This window comes from Mesorhizobium sp. M2E.F.Ca.ET.219.01.1.1 (assembly GCF_004016445.2).
Classification (GTDB): Bacteria; Pseudomonadota; Alphaproteobacteria; order Rhizobiales; family Rhizobiaceae; genus Mesorhizobium.
The window spans coordinates 1,056,157-1,071,948 of record NZ_SADT02000002.1 but is presented as its reverse complement, the minus strand read 5'-3'; the positions used below and the strand labels follow the sequence as shown (position 1 = coordinate 1,071,948).

Annotated in this window: 16 protein-coding genes; 7 read left to right on the top strand and 9 right to left on the bottom strand. The window is 66.8% G+C overall.

The annotated features are described in order from the left end of the window. Positions 1-17: 17 nt before the first annotated feature. From EN862_RS15815 to EN862_RS15800, 4 genes are all read right to left on the bottom strand, one after another. Entirely contained in the window at positions 18-776 is a 759-nt protein-coding gene (locus EN862_RS15815; protein WP_127865222.1) for a slipin family protein, read from the bottom strand. Next, on the bottom strand, positions 773-2,158 hold the full coding sequence (locus tag EN862_RS15810) for a nodulation protein NfeD (RefSeq protein ID WP_127865221.1): 1,386 nt from the start codon (positions 2,156-2,158) through the stop codon (positions 773-775). The genes EN862_RS15815 and EN862_RS15810 overlap by 4 nt, the downstream gene beginning before the upstream one ends. Before the next feature lie 226 nt (positions 2,159-2,384). Beyond that, positions 2,385-2,696, bottom strand: a complete 312-nt coding sequence (locus EN862_RS15805) for a hypothetical protein (RefSeq protein ID WP_127865220.1) — start codon at positions 2,694-2,696, stop codon at positions 2,385-2,387. Positions 2,697-2,824: 128 nt separating this feature from the next. Then, entirely contained in the window at positions 2,825-3,019 is a 195-nt protein-coding gene (locus tag EN862_RS15800) for a hypothetical protein (protein WP_127865219.1), read from the bottom strand. A 321-nt stretch (positions 3,020-3,340) separates the two neighbouring features. Here EN862_RS15800 and EN862_RS15795 point away from each other — a divergent pair, with 321 nt between their 5' ends. Further along, complete coding sequence (locus tag EN862_RS15795; protein WP_127865218.1) at positions 3,341-3,703, top strand: low affinity iron permease family protein; 363 nt, start codon at positions 3,341-3,343, stop codon at positions 3,701-3,703. Positions 3,704-3,897: 194 nt separating this feature from the next. Then, a complete protein-coding gene (locus EN862_RS15790) occupies positions 3,898-4,137 on the top strand; it encodes a hypothetical protein (protein ID WP_127865217.1) in 240 nt (79 codons plus the stop codon). Between the two features lie 452 nt (positions 4,138-4,589). On the opposite strand, the gene EN862_RS15785 is transcribed toward EN862_RS15790, so the two are convergent. Further along, positions 4,590-6,017, bottom strand: a complete 1,428-nt coding sequence (locus EN862_RS15785; RefSeq protein WP_245519630.1) for an MFS transporter — start codon at positions 6,015-6,017, stop codon at positions 4,590-4,592. 133 nt (positions 6,018-6,150) lie between these two features. Between EN862_RS15785 and EN862_RS15780 the strand changes: the two genes are divergently transcribed. Then, entirely contained in the window at positions 6,151-7,059 is a 909-nt protein-coding gene (locus tag EN862_RS15780) for a LysR family transcriptional regulator (protein ID WP_127865216.1), read from the top strand. A 431-nt stretch (positions 7,060-7,490) separates the two neighbouring features. Here the strand turns inward: EN862_RS15780 and EN862_RS37405 are convergent, their stop codons facing one another. Next, positions 7,491-7,613: a hypothetical protein gene (locus EN862_RS37405; protein WP_281035852.1), complete on the bottom strand. Its 123-nt coding sequence runs from the start codon at positions 7,611-7,613 to the stop codon at positions 7,491-7,493. A 550-nt stretch (positions 7,614-8,163) separates the two neighbouring features. Continuing rightward, positions 8,164-9,093 carry a hypothetical protein gene (locus EN862_RS15775; RefSeq protein ID WP_127865215.1) on the bottom strand — a complete coding sequence of 310 codons (930 nt, stop codon included), beginning with the start codon at positions 9,091-9,093 and terminating at the stop codon, positions 8,164-8,166. A gap of 409 nt (positions 9,094-9,502) precedes the next feature. On the opposite strand from EN862_RS15775, the gene EN862_RS15770 reads away from it, so the two are divergent. The 4 genes from EN862_RS15770 to EN862_RS15755 all read left to right on the top strand — a co-directional run bounded on the left by EN862_RS15770 (position 9,503) and on the right by EN862_RS15755 (position 12,623). Then, the gene (locus EN862_RS15770; RefSeq protein ID WP_127865214.1) at positions 9,503-9,745 is read left to right on the top strand and encodes a hypothetical protein; all 243 of its coding nucleotides are present in this window, start codon (positions 9,503-9,505) and stop codon (positions 9,743-9,745) included. A gap of 32 nt (positions 9,746-9,777) precedes the next feature. Beyond that, a complete protein-coding gene (locus EN862_RS15765; RefSeq protein WP_127865213.1) occupies positions 9,778-10,014 on the top strand; it encodes a hypothetical protein in 237 nt (78 codons plus the stop codon). A gap of 270 nt (positions 10,015-10,284) precedes the next feature. Continuing rightward, positions 10,285-10,506, top strand: a complete 222-nt coding sequence (locus EN862_RS15760; RefSeq protein ID WP_127865212.1) for an alkylphosphonate utilization protein — start codon at positions 10,285-10,287, stop codon at positions 10,504-10,506. Between the two features lie 122 nt (positions 10,507-10,628). Then, a complete protein-coding gene (locus EN862_RS15755) occupies positions 10,629-12,623 on the top strand; it encodes an acyltransferase family protein (RefSeq protein WP_127865211.1) in 1,995 nt (664 codons plus the stop codon). A 211-nt stretch (positions 12,624-12,834) separates the two neighbouring features. On the opposite strand, the gene EN862_RS15750 is transcribed toward EN862_RS15755, so the two are convergent. Beyond that, on the bottom strand, positions 12,835-13,188 hold the full coding sequence (locus tag EN862_RS15750; protein ID WP_127865210.1) for a cupin domain-containing protein: 354 nt from the start codon (positions 13,186-13,188) through the stop codon (positions 12,835-12,837). Positions 13,189-13,577: 389 nt separating this feature from the next. Then, the gene (locus tag EN862_RS15745; RefSeq protein WP_127865209.1) at positions 13,578-15,605 is read right to left on the bottom strand and encodes an AI-2E family transporter; all 2,028 of its coding nucleotides are present in this window, start codon (positions 15,603-15,605) and stop codon (positions 13,578-13,580) included. Positions 15,606-15,792 lie beyond the last annotated feature (187 nt).

The following is a 15,792-nucleotide window of genomic DNA, read 5'->3' as shown; positions in this document are numbered from 1 at the left end:
GGAGCAGGCTCAGTGCCTCACTTGCCTTGCGCCTTCATGAACTGCCCGAGCAGTTCCACCGGCAGGGGGAACACCACCGTCGACGAACGCTCGCCGGCGATGTCGTGCAGGGCCTCGAAATAGCGCAACTGCATGGCCTGCGGCTCGGTTGCCAGCATGCGGCCGGCCTCGACCAGCTTCGCCGCCGCCTGCTGCTCGCCGTCGGCGTTGATCACCTTGGCGCGGCGCAGCCGCTCGGCTTCGGCCTGCTTGGCGATGGCGCGGATCATGCTCTCATTGAGGTCGACATGCTTGATCTCGACGTTGGAAACCTTGATGCCCCAGGCATCGGTGCGCTGGTCGAGTATCTCCTGGATGTCGCTGTTGAGCTTGTCGCGCTCGGCCAGCATCTCGTCGAGCTCATGCTTGCCGAGCACCGAGCGCAGCGTGGTCTGCGCCAGCTGGTTGGTGGCGGCCATGAAATCCTCGACCTGGATGATCGCCCGCTCGGCGTCGACGATGCGGAAATAGAGCACGGCGTTGACCTTGACCGAGACATTGTCGCGCGAGATGACATCCTGCGGCGGCACATCCTGCACCACCACGCGCAGGTCGACCCGCACCATCTGCTGGACGAAGGGGACGAGGATGATCAGGCCGGGACCCTTGACCCCGGTGAAGCGGCCGAGCGTGAAGACCACGCCCCGCTCATATTCCCTGAGGATGCGGATTGCCGCCGCCAGGAAAATGATCGCGGCCACCGCAATGATGAGATAGGCCACGTAACCGACCATCATTTTATTGCTCCGTTGTTGCCTGCATCGCGACGCCGCACCGTCAGCACGAGGTCGCTGACACCGGTCACCTCGACACGGTCGCCGGGCTGCATGGGCTCGCCTGCCCTCGCCCGCCAGCGCTCGCCCAAAGCCAGCACATGCCCCTCGCCGCCCTGCCAGTCGAGGATCTCGACGGGAAGGCCGCGCATGGCCTCGCCGCCGACGCGCGGCGGGTTCCTGCGCGCCGCCCAGACATAGGTGCCGGTGAGCAAGGCCAGGCCGAGCGTCAGCGCGGCGGCCGGGCCGATGACCGCCCAGGACATGGCAAAGCCCGGCCCTTCGACCTTGAGCAGCATGGCGGAGCCCAGCAGGAAGGCGGCGACGCCGCCCAGCCCCAGCACCACGGTTGGGTTGAAGGCCTCGACGATCAGGAAGGCGACGCCGAGCATCATCAGGGCGAGACCGGTGTAGTTGATCGGCAGGAGGTTCAGCGCGTAGAGACCGAGCACCAGGCAGATGGTGCCGACGACGCCCGGCGCCACGGCGCCCGGGCTGGTGAACTCGAAGACGATGCCGTAGACACCGACCAGCATAAGGATGACGGCCGTGTTCGGGTCGGTGATGACGGCCAGGAGCCGGATGAACCAGCCGGGCTCCAGCGTCTCGACCGGCAGGCCCTTCGTCGCCAGCACCTCTTTCCTGCTGGCCACCTCGACGGTGCGCCCGTCGGCAAGCTGCAGAAGCTCGGTGGTGTCGCGGGCGACGAAGTCGATGACATGTTCCTGCAGCGCGGCGTTGGCCGACAGGCTCGCCGCCTCGCGCACCGCCTTCTCGCCCCAGTCGCCGTTGCGCCCGCGCATCTCGGCGAGCGAGCGGATGAGCGCCACCGCGTCATTGGTCACCTTGGCCATCATCGCGTCGCCGGCCGGCTGTCCGGTTGCGTCCTTCTGGTCCCCGTCCTTCTCGTTCTTGTCCTTCTCGCCGCCTGGAAGCGACGGCAGGCCGCCGAGCTCGACCGGCGTCGCGGCGCCGAGATTGGTGCCGGGCGCCATCGCCGCGACGTGGGTGGCGTAGAGGATGTAGGTGCCGGCGCTGGCCGCGTGGCCGCCGGAGGGCGCGACATAACCGATGACAGGCACAGGCGAGGCCAGGATGTCGGCGATCATCTCGCGCATCGAGGTGACAAGGCCGCCCGGCGTATCGAGCTGAAGGATGAGGACCGCGGCGTCGCGCCTGGCGGCGGTGTCGAGCGCGTCCTCGAGTTGCCTGGTGCTTGCCGGCCCGATGGCGCCGTCAACGGCGATGCTCAACGCCACCTTCCCGCTCCCGGCGGAGGAGAAGGCAGAAACGGCGGCCGCGCCCAAAAGAGCAGCGGCGAAAAGGGCCACCCGCGCGATGCTCACGCTCAAAGCTCCATGGCCCAAATATGGGGTTGTGTCGCGGTGAAGTCCAATGGGGCGTTGAAGACACAACGCGCTATCTTCCCCGCAAGGCCGCTAGGGCGAGATCAGGAAGCGACCATCCCTACTGCGATCATCCGGCGGCGCGGGAGGCCTGCGCGAGGAAATAAAATCGGCAAACAAACGCGGCCGGCCCGTGCTTCGTTGCGCACAACCCGGCCGCGTTACGTCAATAGTCGGTGTTGCTCTCGACCACGACCGGACGGTGATGGTGCCGGTGGCCGATCGAACCCGTGACGACCACCGTGTCGTCGCGGCGGTGATGGCGGTGACGCCAGCCGCGCTCGCCATTGTCATAAAAGGCGATCGTGCCGTGGTGGCGGTGGTGAAGACGGTGGCCCTCGTCGTTGATGACGACCGCCGGGCGGTGATGATAGTAATGCCTGTGATGCGTCCTGATGACGACATCGGCCTCCGCCGCGGAAGCGACGGCGGGCGCGGCGACACAGAGCGCCAGGGCAGCAAGAAGCACTGTTTTCATTGCTCTATTCCTAATTCCTGAATTCATCCCTTCGCCGGATAAACCGACGCCCGCCGCTTTGGTTCCGGCCCGGGTTGCATTGCGCAATGGGACTGCGGCAGACGGAAAAGCCCAGCCGGCGGCGAGGCTCAGCTGTCGCGCTGACGCCGAAGCGCCATGTAGCGCAGGTAGGTCTTGGCGGCGGCGTCGCAGGCGCGCCGCCCGGGGCCGTTGGCCTCGATCATCGTTTTGGCGAGCCGAGGCGGCAGGCCGTATTTGCTGGCGAAGAACGCCGGCTCGTATGGTTGGTCGTCCACATCGTCTGTCGGTCTATCGAGGCTCATGTCTGCTCCCTATCGGCGGCGCGCGGAAGTCGGCGCGCGTGCCAATGCGGAGCGCTGGCTTTGGTTGCGGCGCCCAGCCCTCTTCGCGCGCCGGTCCGACCTCAGTCCGACACCGCTTTGCGACCGTCGCCCGATCGTGGGAACGAAGGCTTCCCAGCTTCGTTTGCCGACGTGAATTTGCGGCATAGTGCCGGCCAACAGGAGCAACGAACATGGACGACAATCGCAACAGTGTTCTGGAGGCGCGCTGGCTCCTGGCCGTGCCGGCATCGGTGCTGCTCACCGTGCTGATAGCCGGCATGCTGCTCGGATAGGCGGCCGATGAACCGCCTGCTCTTCCGCGCGGCGGATTTCCTGTCGCGTCCGCCAGGCTTCTACGCGATGCTTGCCGCCATGGCGGCCTGCACGCTGCTGGTGCCGTTCGGGCTTACAAACGTGGTGACCTATGCCCTGTCGGTGGCGGCCATCATCATCACCGGGGTGGTTCTCATCCAGGGCTACCGGGACACCGCCGCCATCCACGCCAAGCTCGACGAGATCGTCATTGCGCTGCGTGAGACGCGCAACGACGTGGTCGGGCTCGAACATTCCGAGCCGCATGAGATCAAGTCCAAGCTGGTGGAACTGGAGATTGAGGCCGAGCGCCTGGCGGCCTCGGAAACGTTGAACGGGGGCAAGGGATGAGGCCGGCGCCCCAGTGGGTGGGGCTTCGTTGGGGTAGCTGAGGCACCGGCCGAAGGCGGAATGGGCACCGCCGCCAGGCAAAGATAGGCCTCGCGGGCGGCGGCGAAATTACGCGATCGCGGAAGCGCCCGTGAAGCCACCCCGGCGGGGCCGATCGGAACAAACGCCCGGCGTCGCCGTTTGTGGGGATGGTTATGTTCGCTCCCCTCGATATGCACGGCGAGAAGCGCGCCGATCTCCACCGGGCCGCAAGGCTGTCGCTGCTTCATGACCGCGTGGTAAAGCGCTTCGACAGGGTCGATCATTCAGCCGATGCTGCCGAGAGGGCCGCGGCCGCTTTCGTCGAGGCGACCCATCGGCCGACCATCTTCGTTGCACCATTCCGGTCAGACAGGAAACCTCAAACAGCGGCCGGCTGGACGCTCGGGCTGTGACCGGTGGTGAGTTGGCAAGGGCGGCATGAACCGTCAGTGAGGCCGCGCGTTGCGTTCCCTGATCAGATCGCGCGCTCTCAACTCGGCATATACCGCCTCGCGGTGCCCACGGTACCGTCCTAGCAATCTCATTGCCTCGTCGCGCTCCAGACGCCCGAGTTTCATCATAAAGCGAAGTTCACGTTCCGGAATCAGAGGCTGAGCTTCCCGCCGCCGCCACCACGTTTCATGCATCGCTTCTACCTCCCCGCGACGCCCACTCGACAGTCCGGCAGAACCGCTGCCCCGCCCTGCCCGTGGAGACGTTATAGACCTTCATGCATTGGCCAGAGTGACACTGCCCACACTTCTCAGTTCTGACACTTGCATTTGTTAACGGCGTCTCCCTTTTCCTCCGACCCGGCATCGGCTCCCGCCCGCATCCTTGTGTCACAGCAGGCTGGCTGCGGAGATCAGGCGCTGCAGCGCTCCCTCCGACCGCCAGCAAACGCAATCGCTGCCGCGACCGCGACCACGCCCGCGGCCACCGCAAAGGTCATTGCCATCCCGTGCGCGACGGCCGCGGGGGCTGCCGCCGCGATATCTCTCGTCCCCACGGCGAAGGCGAACACCGCGCCCATCACCGCCGTGCCGGTGACGAGGCCGAGATTGCGCGAGAGGCTGAGCATGCCCGAGACGACGCCGCGCTCGTTAGCGTCGACATCGGCCATGACGGCGGTGTTGTTGGCGGCCTGGAAGAGCTGGTAGCCCGGCGTGAGCACGGCGATCGCCGCCGCGTAGCCGACGACGCCGAAGAGGTTCGGGAGTGCCGCGAGCGCGGCGCAACCGGCGACCATCAGCGCCAGGCCGGCGATGACCATCGCGGCCGCCCCCAGCCGGTCGACGATACGCCCGGCAATGATGCCGCAGACCGCCGAGACCACGGGGCCGATCGACAGCACGGCCCCGGTCGCCGCTTCGCTCAAGCCCAGCGCCCGCGACAGGAAGAACGGTCCGACGACCAGGGTGGCCATCATCACCGTCGAGACCAGCGCATTCATGGCGAGGCTCGGCGCCAGCACCCTGTCGCGCAGCAGCGCGAGCTTGACCAGAGGCGATGCCACCTTGGCCTCGGCGACGACGAACAGCGCCGCGCCAGCCATGGCCGCGCCGAGCAGCGCCGCGTTGAGGCCGCCGAAATGGCCGCGCCCGATGGTCATGGCCAGCGCATAGGCGGCAAGCGTCGCGGCGAGCAGCAGCGTGCCCGGCACATCGAAGCGGGCCTTCGCGCCCGTCGCCTGGCGCACGATGCCCGCCGCCGGCAGGAAGCGCCAGGCGGCGAGCAGCGCGACGCCGCCCAGCGCGGCGTTGACGAGGAAGATCGAGCGCCAGCCGAGAGCGGCGATCAGCACGCCGCCGAGCGAGGGGCCGAGCGCCGTGCCGATCGCCGACATGGTGCCGAGCAGGCCCATGGCGCTGCCGGTGCGCTCTTTCGGCACCGTCTCGCCGACGACGGCTATCGTCAGCGCCATCATCACTGCCGCGCCCAGCCCCTGCACGGCGCGCGCGGCGATCAGCAGCGCCAGTGACGGCGCGAGCGCGGCGGCAAACGAGGCGGCGCTGAACAGCGCCAGGCCGGCGATCAGCAAGAGCCGCCGGCCGACGAGATCGCCGAGGCGCCCGACGCTGACGATCAGCGCGGTGATGGCGAGCAGATAGGCGAGCACCACCCATTGCACCGCCGGAAAGGACGCGGCGAAGACAACGCTCAGCGTCGGCAGCGCGACATTGGCGATGCTGGTGGCGAGCGAGGAGACGAGCATGGCCAAGGACAGGCTGGCCAGCGCGCCCGCCGTCGAATGGCTTAGGGGCGCGGCGCGGGTCTCGGCAATATCGGCCATGATGTCTTCTCCGTCGGGTGAACTCGGCGGGAAGATAGGCGTCCAGCCGATGTGGCGGAACGCGCAGCATTTGCACTTGATCAGTGCATGGAACGCCATGTCATCGAGCGACAACCATGCTATGGTTGCGCTCATGTCGCGACCCGATCTCAACCTGCTCGTCACGCTGGAAGTGCTGCTTGCCGAAGGCAGCGTCGCCAATGCGGCGCGGCGCCTGAAGCTCAGCCCTTCGGCGATGAGCCGGGCGCTGGCGAGGCTGCGCGAGGCGACCGGCGATCCGCTTCTGGTGCGCGCCGGGCGCGGCCTGGTGCCGACGCCGCGCGCCGTCGAGCTCGGCGCGGAGGTCGGCCGGCTGGTGAAGGAGGCGGAAGCGGTGCTGCGGCCCGCCGAGCGGCTCGACCTCGCGCGGCTCAACCGCAGCTTCACGCTGCGCAACAGCGACGGATTCGTCGAGAATTTCGGCCCGGCGCTGCTGGCCCGCGCGTCGCGGGAAGCGCCGGGCGTGCAATTGCGCTTCGTGCCCAAGCCCGACAAGGACAGCGGCCCGATGCGCGAGGGCGCGGTCGATCTGGAGACCGGCGTGATCGGCAATACGACCGGGCCGGAGGTGCGTTCGCGGGCGCTGTTCCGCGACCGCTTCGTCGGCGTCGCGCGGGCCGGCCATCCTTTGAGCGAAGGCCGCGTCACCGCCGCCCGCTTCGCGGCCGGCCGGCACATATTGATCTCGCGGCGCGGGCTCGATCGCGGCCCGGTGGATGACGCGCTGGAGCTCGCCGGGCTGACGCGGACGATCGCGACCGTGGTCGGCGGCTTCGCCGAGGCGCTGGCGCTGGCGCGCGGCTCGGACCTCATCGCCACGGTGCCGGAGCGCTATACGGGCACGCTGCGCGAGGGCCTGTTCACCTTCGCGCTGCCGGTCAAGCTTGCACCGTTGACGATCTCGCTGTTGTGGCACCCGAGGCTCGACGCCGATCCGGCGCATCGCTGGCTGCGGGGGCTTGTGAAGGAGGTGTGTGGCGGAGCGCGTAGTCCCGGCCCTTGAGAGGAGATCAACGCGGCGAGGAACCGGCCACGCGTCCGCGGGACACTTCTTTAATATTAGTCATTACTAACGTATAATGCGCGCCGTTCATGGAACCCGTGGCATGGTCAGCGCGTTGCCGGGCGCTTTTGAAACAGCCGGAGGCTCGCTTGAGCGAATTCAGGAAGTTCGCGTGCCCCCGGTGCCTGGGCGCCGGCAAGGTGTTCGAGTGTGAAAAGCAGGTGGCGTCGAAAGGCTCATGCTGTCCCTCGGGCATGTTGCGCGACAATTGCCCTGGACAACGGGTTTCCTGCCAGGCCTGCAACGGAACCGGCCTGCGCGGCTACGGCGCACCCCCTCTTTTGCAGGACTAAGCCGCGACAGGGCGATCGCGGCATCTGGGCTGGCCAGCCTGTGGCGCATGCAGCGAATCCGAAATATCGCGGCGCACTTCAGGCGCTGGCGCCGCCCATCAGCGCGGCGACCAAGGTCGCCAGGAAGACAAGCAGCCCCAGTGCGAGCCGATCCAGCCACGCGCGCCGTCTGGCAAGGATCTCGAACAACCGATTGGCCATCGCAACTTCCCCCCTTCGCTGCGCGACATTGTAGCATGCCTTTCATGAGAACATCATGAAATGACTCACACAGCCTCCGATGCCGCTTCAAGGGGAATCGGCCGCTGCCGGCCGCCCGATGCCGCGCCGCCAAATGCACCCAAAAAAAGTCGGGGGCGGCGGGAAATGTCGGCCGGCGAAAAATCAGCCTATTCAAGCAGATAGGCATATAAGCTCCTCCAAGCGGGAAAAGCCCGGAATCCCGCCATTTCGCGGCAGCGCGGGAATGGCTGCAAGGGACACTTCCAGCACGAAAAGCCGGCCCAAAAGCCGCTTCCGGGTCGACCGCCGCCGGCGTTGACAGGGCACCGCGCCAATGGCACTCCGCAAGCACTGGTCACGCCATGACCGTTGCTGTTGGGGACGGACGGGGTTTCAGCAGCTTGGCGGCGGCGCCGGACGGGCGGGCACATGCAGTGTACCGCCCGCTCCTGGCCAGCCCGGCCTCCAGTTCTGCCGCTGCTTGCAACGTAACCGATCGCGCTTGCGCGCCGGGAATGACACAGGACAATTAGCCGGCATGCTGCAGCCAATGGCGGTCGAACACGTCGAGGATGGCGCGGAACTCGGACGGGGGGATCTGGTTGACGCCGCCATCGCCGTCGGCGCTGAGGAATTGGCCGAGCTGGCGGTCGACCGCTTCCGGGTGCTCCATGACGATGCCGAGGCTGGCCAGGTCGGCGGCGATCGAGATGCCGGGCGGCAGGGGGCCCCATTGTTCGGCGGCGGGCGCATCGCGCAGGCGCACCAACAGGATCCTGGTGAGCGAGGGCTGCGGTTCCGGGGCGAAGATGGCGGTGCCGACCATATAGCCGCCGAGGACGCTCACCGGCTGCGTATGCGGGAACAGGCAAAGGAAGGACTGCGCCTCGCCGCCCACCTCTTTCAGATGCAGATAGAGGCTGCGCTTTGCCGGCGTGACCGGCCCGGAGAACTGCAACTGCCCGGTCGGCGATGTCTCGCGATATATGGCGGTGAAGGCATGCGCACCGGGCCCCGCCTCGATCGTTAGGCGGCCCCTGATGAGCTGGCCGCGATAATAGGGCGACCAAGCTCTAGTGTACCACGCATAGGTCCCGGCGAGCGCCAGTCCGATGCCTCTGTCCTCATGCCCTGGCAAGGCAGCGGACTGCGCGTGGGCGCGGCGTTCGAGCTCCGCCACGCCGATGCCGTGGCGGGCCGCGATGGCGGACGCGAAGCTCGGCAGATCGCTCTCAGCGATCCAGGCGCCGGGCTGCTCGAGGCGCAGCACTTTCGCCCAATCGTCGTAGACGCTTTGCTCGCGCGGCTGAGCCCGGCCCTGCAGCCATTTGTCGGCGCGGCCAAGGTCGAATGCCGTTCTCGCATTGACGGAACGGAACGCCGCCGCGAGATCCTTGCGGGTGACGGTGCCGAGCAGCGCCGATGTCAGCCGCAGCTTCTGCGCGATATGTTGTGCCATCGAAGCCCCCCTCGGACCCCATGCCCTTCCGAGAATCATGCCTGGCCGCGGCCGCCCCCGGGGCACGGCGTCGACTCGTGATGATACGCATGGTCGCGACGCTGCGCGCCGGACTTTCGTCCTGCGCCCGACGTCCGGTGCTGCGACCTTCCACAGGTCGATGCCGTGGAAATTCCGCAGAATTCCACGCCCTTCCACACGCCCGCCCTTTGCCGCCGGGGAGCCGGCGCTAAGCTCGCATCGGGCAAGGGGCAGACCGTCATGAAAAACGCGCTGAATGTGGGCTTGAGCACGTCATCCCCTTCCTTCGCAGAGCTGTGACACGCTCGATTTCGAGCGACGGCGAGTCCCGGCCCAAAGCCGGCGACGAGCTAACCGTGTTGCCACCTCATCCTGGAGGAATGTTCAGATGACCTCGACCACCTCTTCGACACTCACCTTCGTCTTGTTTGTTTCGGGATGCATAGCCCTGGCGCTGCTGTTCATCAACGCGCCGCAGGGGGAATTCCAGTCGAAATACGTCAAGGCAACGCCCGCCACGCAAGGAGCGTCGCCCACGCGCATAGACATCGACAACGACGCGCATGCGATACGCTTCTATGTCGACGGCAAGCAGGTCGCGCTGCTCGACGCATCTGGCTTCAAGCCATGAGGAGGCCGCAGAACCAGGAAAGGAAACCTGCCATGAAGATCCTCCTATCCGCGCTGACGGCGCTTCTCGTCTCGGTCGCGCTGATGCAAGGCGCCGGGGCCAAGACGAAAATCGTGGTGACCGAAAAAAAGGCCGCCACAACAACCGGCAAGCATCGGCCGCCGCTCGATGAGACGGCAACCGGCGGCATCCAGCCCTTGGCCGGCCAGACGCCGAAGACCGCGGATCTGGGCCAGGCCTATCCGGAGGCGCTGGACCTGCCCTTCTAGGGCAATTGCAGGGAACGCGCCCGGCGGTGCGGGTCGGCAACCGCCCTAAACCGATGGCGGCCACCCGGGATCGGCGAGGAAAGGCAGTGGGCGAACCCCAGCCAACAGCTACCCGGCCAGCCTGAGGGCTGGGAGCTTGGCGCCGCGGCGGCGCGGCCTCTGCCCTCGCGCGGATTGCGATGCGGTCGGCGCGGGCCAAACGCGCGGCTTGACCAGGCCATGGCCGGCGCGATAGGCGGGCGCAGGCCATCCGATTGATGAAAGACCGCCATGACCGACCCTATCGTGAAAGACAGCAACGGCGCGCCGCTGAAGGATGGCGACTCCGTGACGCTGATCAAGGACCTCAAGGTCAAGGGCACATCCGAGACGATCAAGCGCGGCACGCTGGTGAAGAACATCCGCCTCACCGGCAATCCCGGCGAGATCGAATGCAACACCAAGCAGGTCAAGGGCCTGGTGCTGAAGACGGAGTTCCTGAAGAAGGCGTGATTGGGGGGCCAATCTCCCCTTATGTTGCACTGCGTTAGATTTGTTGCATTGCGATATCGGCGCACAGGGCCGAGGCTTTGCCACAGGCGGGATACGAGCGAGCATTTACGAGGTTCGTATTCGTGTCAGCATCGGCGCAGGATTTCCGACCCGATATCGAAGGGCTGCGAGCGGTGGCCGTGGCGGGCGTCGTCGCCTACCATTTCGGCCTCAAGGCGCTGCCGGGCGGCTTTGCCGGGGTCGACATCTTCTTCGTCATCTCGGGCTATCTGATCACCCGGCATCTGGTCGCCGAGATATCTCAAACAGGCCGACTCGACCTCTTGCGCTTCTATGCCCGGCGCGCGCGGCGCCTGCTGCCGGCAGCGCTTTTCGTCATCGCCGCGACGCTTGCCGCCGGCGCGATCATCCTGTCGCCGGAGGAGCAGGCGCTCTATTCCAAGGGCGCGATGTTCGCCTCGGCCTATATGATCAATCTGTGGCTGATCCGCTGGTCGTTCGACTATTTCGCCAATGACGCCACATCCAACCCGTTCATCCACTACTGGTCGCTGTCGGTCGAGGAGCAGTTCTATGTCGCCTGGCCGGCGCTGTTGATGCTGGCCGCGTGGATGAAACCCGGCAAGCGCGCCATCATCGTTGCCATCGGCGTCGTCGGCCTCGTCTCCTTCATCCTCTGCGCCTGGCTGACAAGCGTTTCGCAGCCCTGGGCGTTCTACTTCTCGCCGCTGCGCGCATGGGAATTTGCCGCCGGCGGCCTCGCATCGATGGTGCCGGCGCGGCTGTTGCAGAAGCGTCCGCTACTGGGGCGGGCGTTGAGCCTGGCCGGCCTGGCGATGATCGGGACCGCTTATCTCACCTTCAGCGAGGACGCTCCCTTCCCCGGCTTTCTGGCGCTTCTGCCTGTCACCGGCACGGTCCTTCTGCTCAAGGCGGGAGCGGCCGGCGCCAGGGACGGCACTCCTTATTCGCCCAATTCCGGACGGAATTGGGTGAATGCCGCCCTGGCGCTGTCGCCCTTGCAGTGGACCGGCAGGCTCTCCTATTCGATCTATCTCTGGCATTGGCCGGTCATCGTCTATGCCGGCATGCTGGCGCCGGAGCTGACGCCCATCGAGCGGCTCTATTGCCTGGCGCTGACGCTGGCGCTGTCCGCCCTCACCTACCACCTCATCGAGAACCCGATCCGTCGCAACGGCTGGCTGATGGCCAATGCGGCGCGGGCGCTGGTGCCGGCCCTCCTCCTGACCGGCACCGGCGTCGCAGCCGCCTATGGCAATGCCAGGCTTGCCGTGCGCGACCTCGATCCGCAGCAGCGCATCATCGCCGCGAGCGCGGCCGAGCCTTCCACCGCCCGCGCCAGGGCGGGCTGCGTGCAGGACTACGAGACGGTGACACCGGCCCCTTGCGTCTTCGGCGACGGGCGGCGCGTTATTGCGCTGTTCGGCGACTCGCACGCCGACCACTGGTCGACGCCGCTGATCGAGGCGGGCCGGAAGAACGGCTACCGGGTGGTGACGTGGCTGAAGAATTCCTGCCGCGCCTCGCGCATCAGCGTATGGTCGGCCGAGCTCAAGCGCCCCTATGCCGAATGCGACCGCTGGCGCGAGCAGGCGATCGCCGGGATCATCAAGGCGAAGCCGGCGCTGGTCGTCATCTCCGAGCTGGCGCTGACCAGCGGGCGCAAGATGGCGGGCCGCGACGGCGACACGGCAAGGCAGGATGCCGAATGGCGGGCGGGCCTGCGCTCCACCCTCACCAGCCTGAGCAAGGCCGGCCTCAAGGTCGCCTTCATCCGCGACGTGCCGTTCAACAACGCCAATGTCGACACCTGCGTGGCGCGGGCGCTGTGGCGGGACGAAGCACCCTCGCGCTGCGACCAGACGCGCGCCTATGCCGCCAACGACGCCATGGCGGCGGTGGAGCGCGACATCGTCGACAGCATCCCCAACGCCGCTTACGTCGACCTCACCGACCGCTTCTGCAGCGCCACCGTTTGCCACGCCTTCATCAACGGCAAGCTCGCCTTCCGCGACCAGCACCATATGGCCACGCCCTTCGCCGAATCGCTGGAGCCGGAGGTGGAGAAGAGGGTGATCTCGAAGGTGGGGCGGTAGGGCGGGCCCCGCGCCTTCGTCATCCTAGGGCGGAGCAAGGAGCGAAGCGACGCGCGCAGACCCTAGGATCCATGCCGTGACGGTAAGGCTTTGCAACGGTTACAGAATTCTGCACCGTCACGCTCTACGGCGGCGGTCACGGCATGGATCCTCGGGTCAAGCCCGAGGATGACGACCGGAAGAGCGTCGGCGCTCCTTCACCCTCGTCCTCCTACCCCACCACAACCACAAAATGCTTGGTCACCGGCTCGAGGATCTTCCACGTGCCCTTGAAATCCGCCTCGACCACGAAGGCGTCGCCGGGGCCGACCTCGACCGGCTCGCCGCCGTCGGGCGTGATGATGATGCGGCCGGGGATCATGTGGACGAATTCATAGTCGGTGTAGGTGGCATGGTAGGTGCCGGGCGAGGCGCGCCAGGTGCCGGACATTACCTTGCCGTCCTCGGTCGTGTGCTGCACGGCGGTCTGCATGGTCGGCCTGCCCTCGACGACGATCCAGCCCGGCAGGTCGCCGGCCTCCGCATGCTCGACAGCGCCGAATTTGAGGATGGTGGGTCTGGTCATCGGATGCTCCTTCGGTTCGCCGGTATTGGCTGGGGACGGCATAGCCGATGATGGCGCGCAATGCACCCGGCGATGCGACAATGCGAGGCGAGGAGGCGACGGGTTTGGTGGCGAGCAGTTGTTGCAGCCTCGCAACATCTGTAGCACATTAGCAACAGTTCACAGACGTTCCGCAGGGCTTTCGGCATTAAGCATCACTGTCCCGTTTCGGGACTGGCATCCGTCTTGCTATGAAGAGATTGCCGGTGTCCTCCCGCCGGTCCTGATCGGGGGATCAGGTTTAAATCTCGCCGGGCCTGTGGGCTTTTGGGCATCAGGGTAGGTCCGGCGAGTTTTTCTTTTCCCACCGTTATGCCGACACGGTTACGCCAGTGGCGGGCGCCCCGCCTTCACTCCGCGGCCTGCAACTGCTTCCTGCGCGCCGGCTGCCTGCGCCGGTGGCCGGCCTTGAGCGTGACGGCCGTCTTTTTGGAAAGCGCTCCGGTCACCGCGTCGATCATACCGAAGGCGACGAAGTCGGCGTTAAGAGTGGTAGCCAGTTCTGCCGCGGCCTCGACGTCACCATTGCCGACTTCCGACCAGAAGACGATGCCGACGCGAAGCTTCGCCTTGATGCGCTTCAGCCGGCGAACCATGAAGCGCGCGTGCCGGGTGGATTGGCGGTTAAGGAAGCCGATCACGACGGCATCGATGGTTTCGAGGTCGAGACGGCGGATCGCTAGCGGTTCAAGTTCGGTAAAGCTCGTCTTCGACACCGAAGCCCCCTGCACTTCCAGCACCTGCGCCAGCATCGCGGCGGCGGCGTCGTCGAGCTCGCCGCGCCCGCCGGCGCAGAGCACCGCGATGCCCGAGCCGTCGGGCAGATCGACCTCTTCTTCCTCCTCCTCGGCAGGCTTGGCTTCGCCAGAGCTTTTCTCGCCAGCCTTGTTTTTCTCGCCAGCCTTGCTTTCGGCTGCCTTCTCATCGGCAGCGGCCGCCTGCTCGCTCTCTTCCTCCTCGGCCTCCTGCTGCGCGCTGTCATCGAGATTGGCGACCAGCGTCATGGCGCTGTCGGCGAGTTGCCGGCGCTGCACGTCATCCATGACGCCGCGCTCCCGGTCCTGCTCGCCGAGCAGCAGCGCGGGAATCGCGACCTGGTCGTAGAACTGGAACAGGTATTTTTCCTCCAGCATCTCCTCGGCATGGTCGGTCGCTTCGTCCGGATCGCCGGCCAGGAGCCGCTGGTAGAGCCTGGCATGCGGCTCCAGCACCGGCTCGTTGCCGAACAGGACGTCGAGGAACTCGAACTGCGGCACGTGCCGGCCGAGCACCACCAGGCAGACGGTGAGCGGTGTCGACAGCACCAGGCCGATCGGCCCCCAAAGCCAGGTCCAGAAGATCGCCGCCACGATGATGGCCAAAGGCGAGAGTCCGGTGTGCGAGCCATAGAGCCACGGCTCGATGACGTTGCCGGTGACGAGCTCCACGACCACGAAAAGCGCGGCGGTCCACAACAGCAGCGACCAGCCGGGCGCCACCGCCAAAGCCAGGAACAGCGGCAGCAGCGCGCCGATGATCGGGCCGATATAGGGCACGAAGCGTAGCGCCAGCGCCAGCAGCCCCCAAAGCAGCGCGTTGGGGATGCCGAGCACCCAGAGCCCGATGGTGATGGGCACGGCGTAGATGATGTTGACCACCAGTTGCATCAGCAGATACTGGCCGACGCGCTTGCCGGCATCCTGCAGCGCCTGCGTGGTGCGATGGAGGTCGCCATAGCCGACCAGCCGGATGAAGCGGTCGCGCAGGTCCTCGCGCTCCATCAGCATGAAGATGACGACGATGACGACGAGCCCGGCGGAGCCCAGCGGGCTGAGCAGCGGCCCGATCAGGTTCTGCAGCACTTCGAGCGGCTTTTCATGCGAGACGACCTCGACCGGGATGGGCTCGCGCTTCGGCGCCTGGGCGGCCGAGGGCAGTTGCGGCTCCTGGCGGTCGATCTCCTGGCCGACGCGCTCGATGACGCCGCCGAGGCGCGAGATGATGCCGCCACCGAGGCCGTTTTCCTTCAGCGCGCGGACCTTGGTCAGGATGTTGATCTGGTAGAGGGGGATGTTCTGTGCGAGGTCGCTGACCTGGGTGGCGACGACGAAGGAGAACAGCGAAAGCGCGGCGAAGGCGCCGGCGACGCTGGCGATGACCGCCGCGATGCGCGGGACGCCGGCGCGCTTCAGCGAGGACACGACAGGCGCTATCGCGAAGGTCAAAAGAAGCGCGACGGCGATCGGCAGGAACACCTCGCGTCCGAAATAGAGCGCGGCGACCGTGACGACCACGCTCGCCACCGTCGGCAGCGCCGTGCGCGAATGGCCCCCGGAAGCGGCAAGCAGGCTCGCCAGCCTTGGCTCTGACGCCCCGTTCCCGCGATTGGCCGCCACCATCGAGCCTCCATGCCGTCCGCCCGGCAATGATCCCAGATACTTCGCCGGCGTGCAACGCGCCGGGGCCCGGTCGGTTGCAGTTGCCCTAATAAATATCCGGGCTCATGAGGTTGCGGGGACGAAGCGCCGGATCCGCCGCCTTGCGTGCCGCCCATGCCCTGTCCGGGGTGGCAACCGGGCCGCGCGC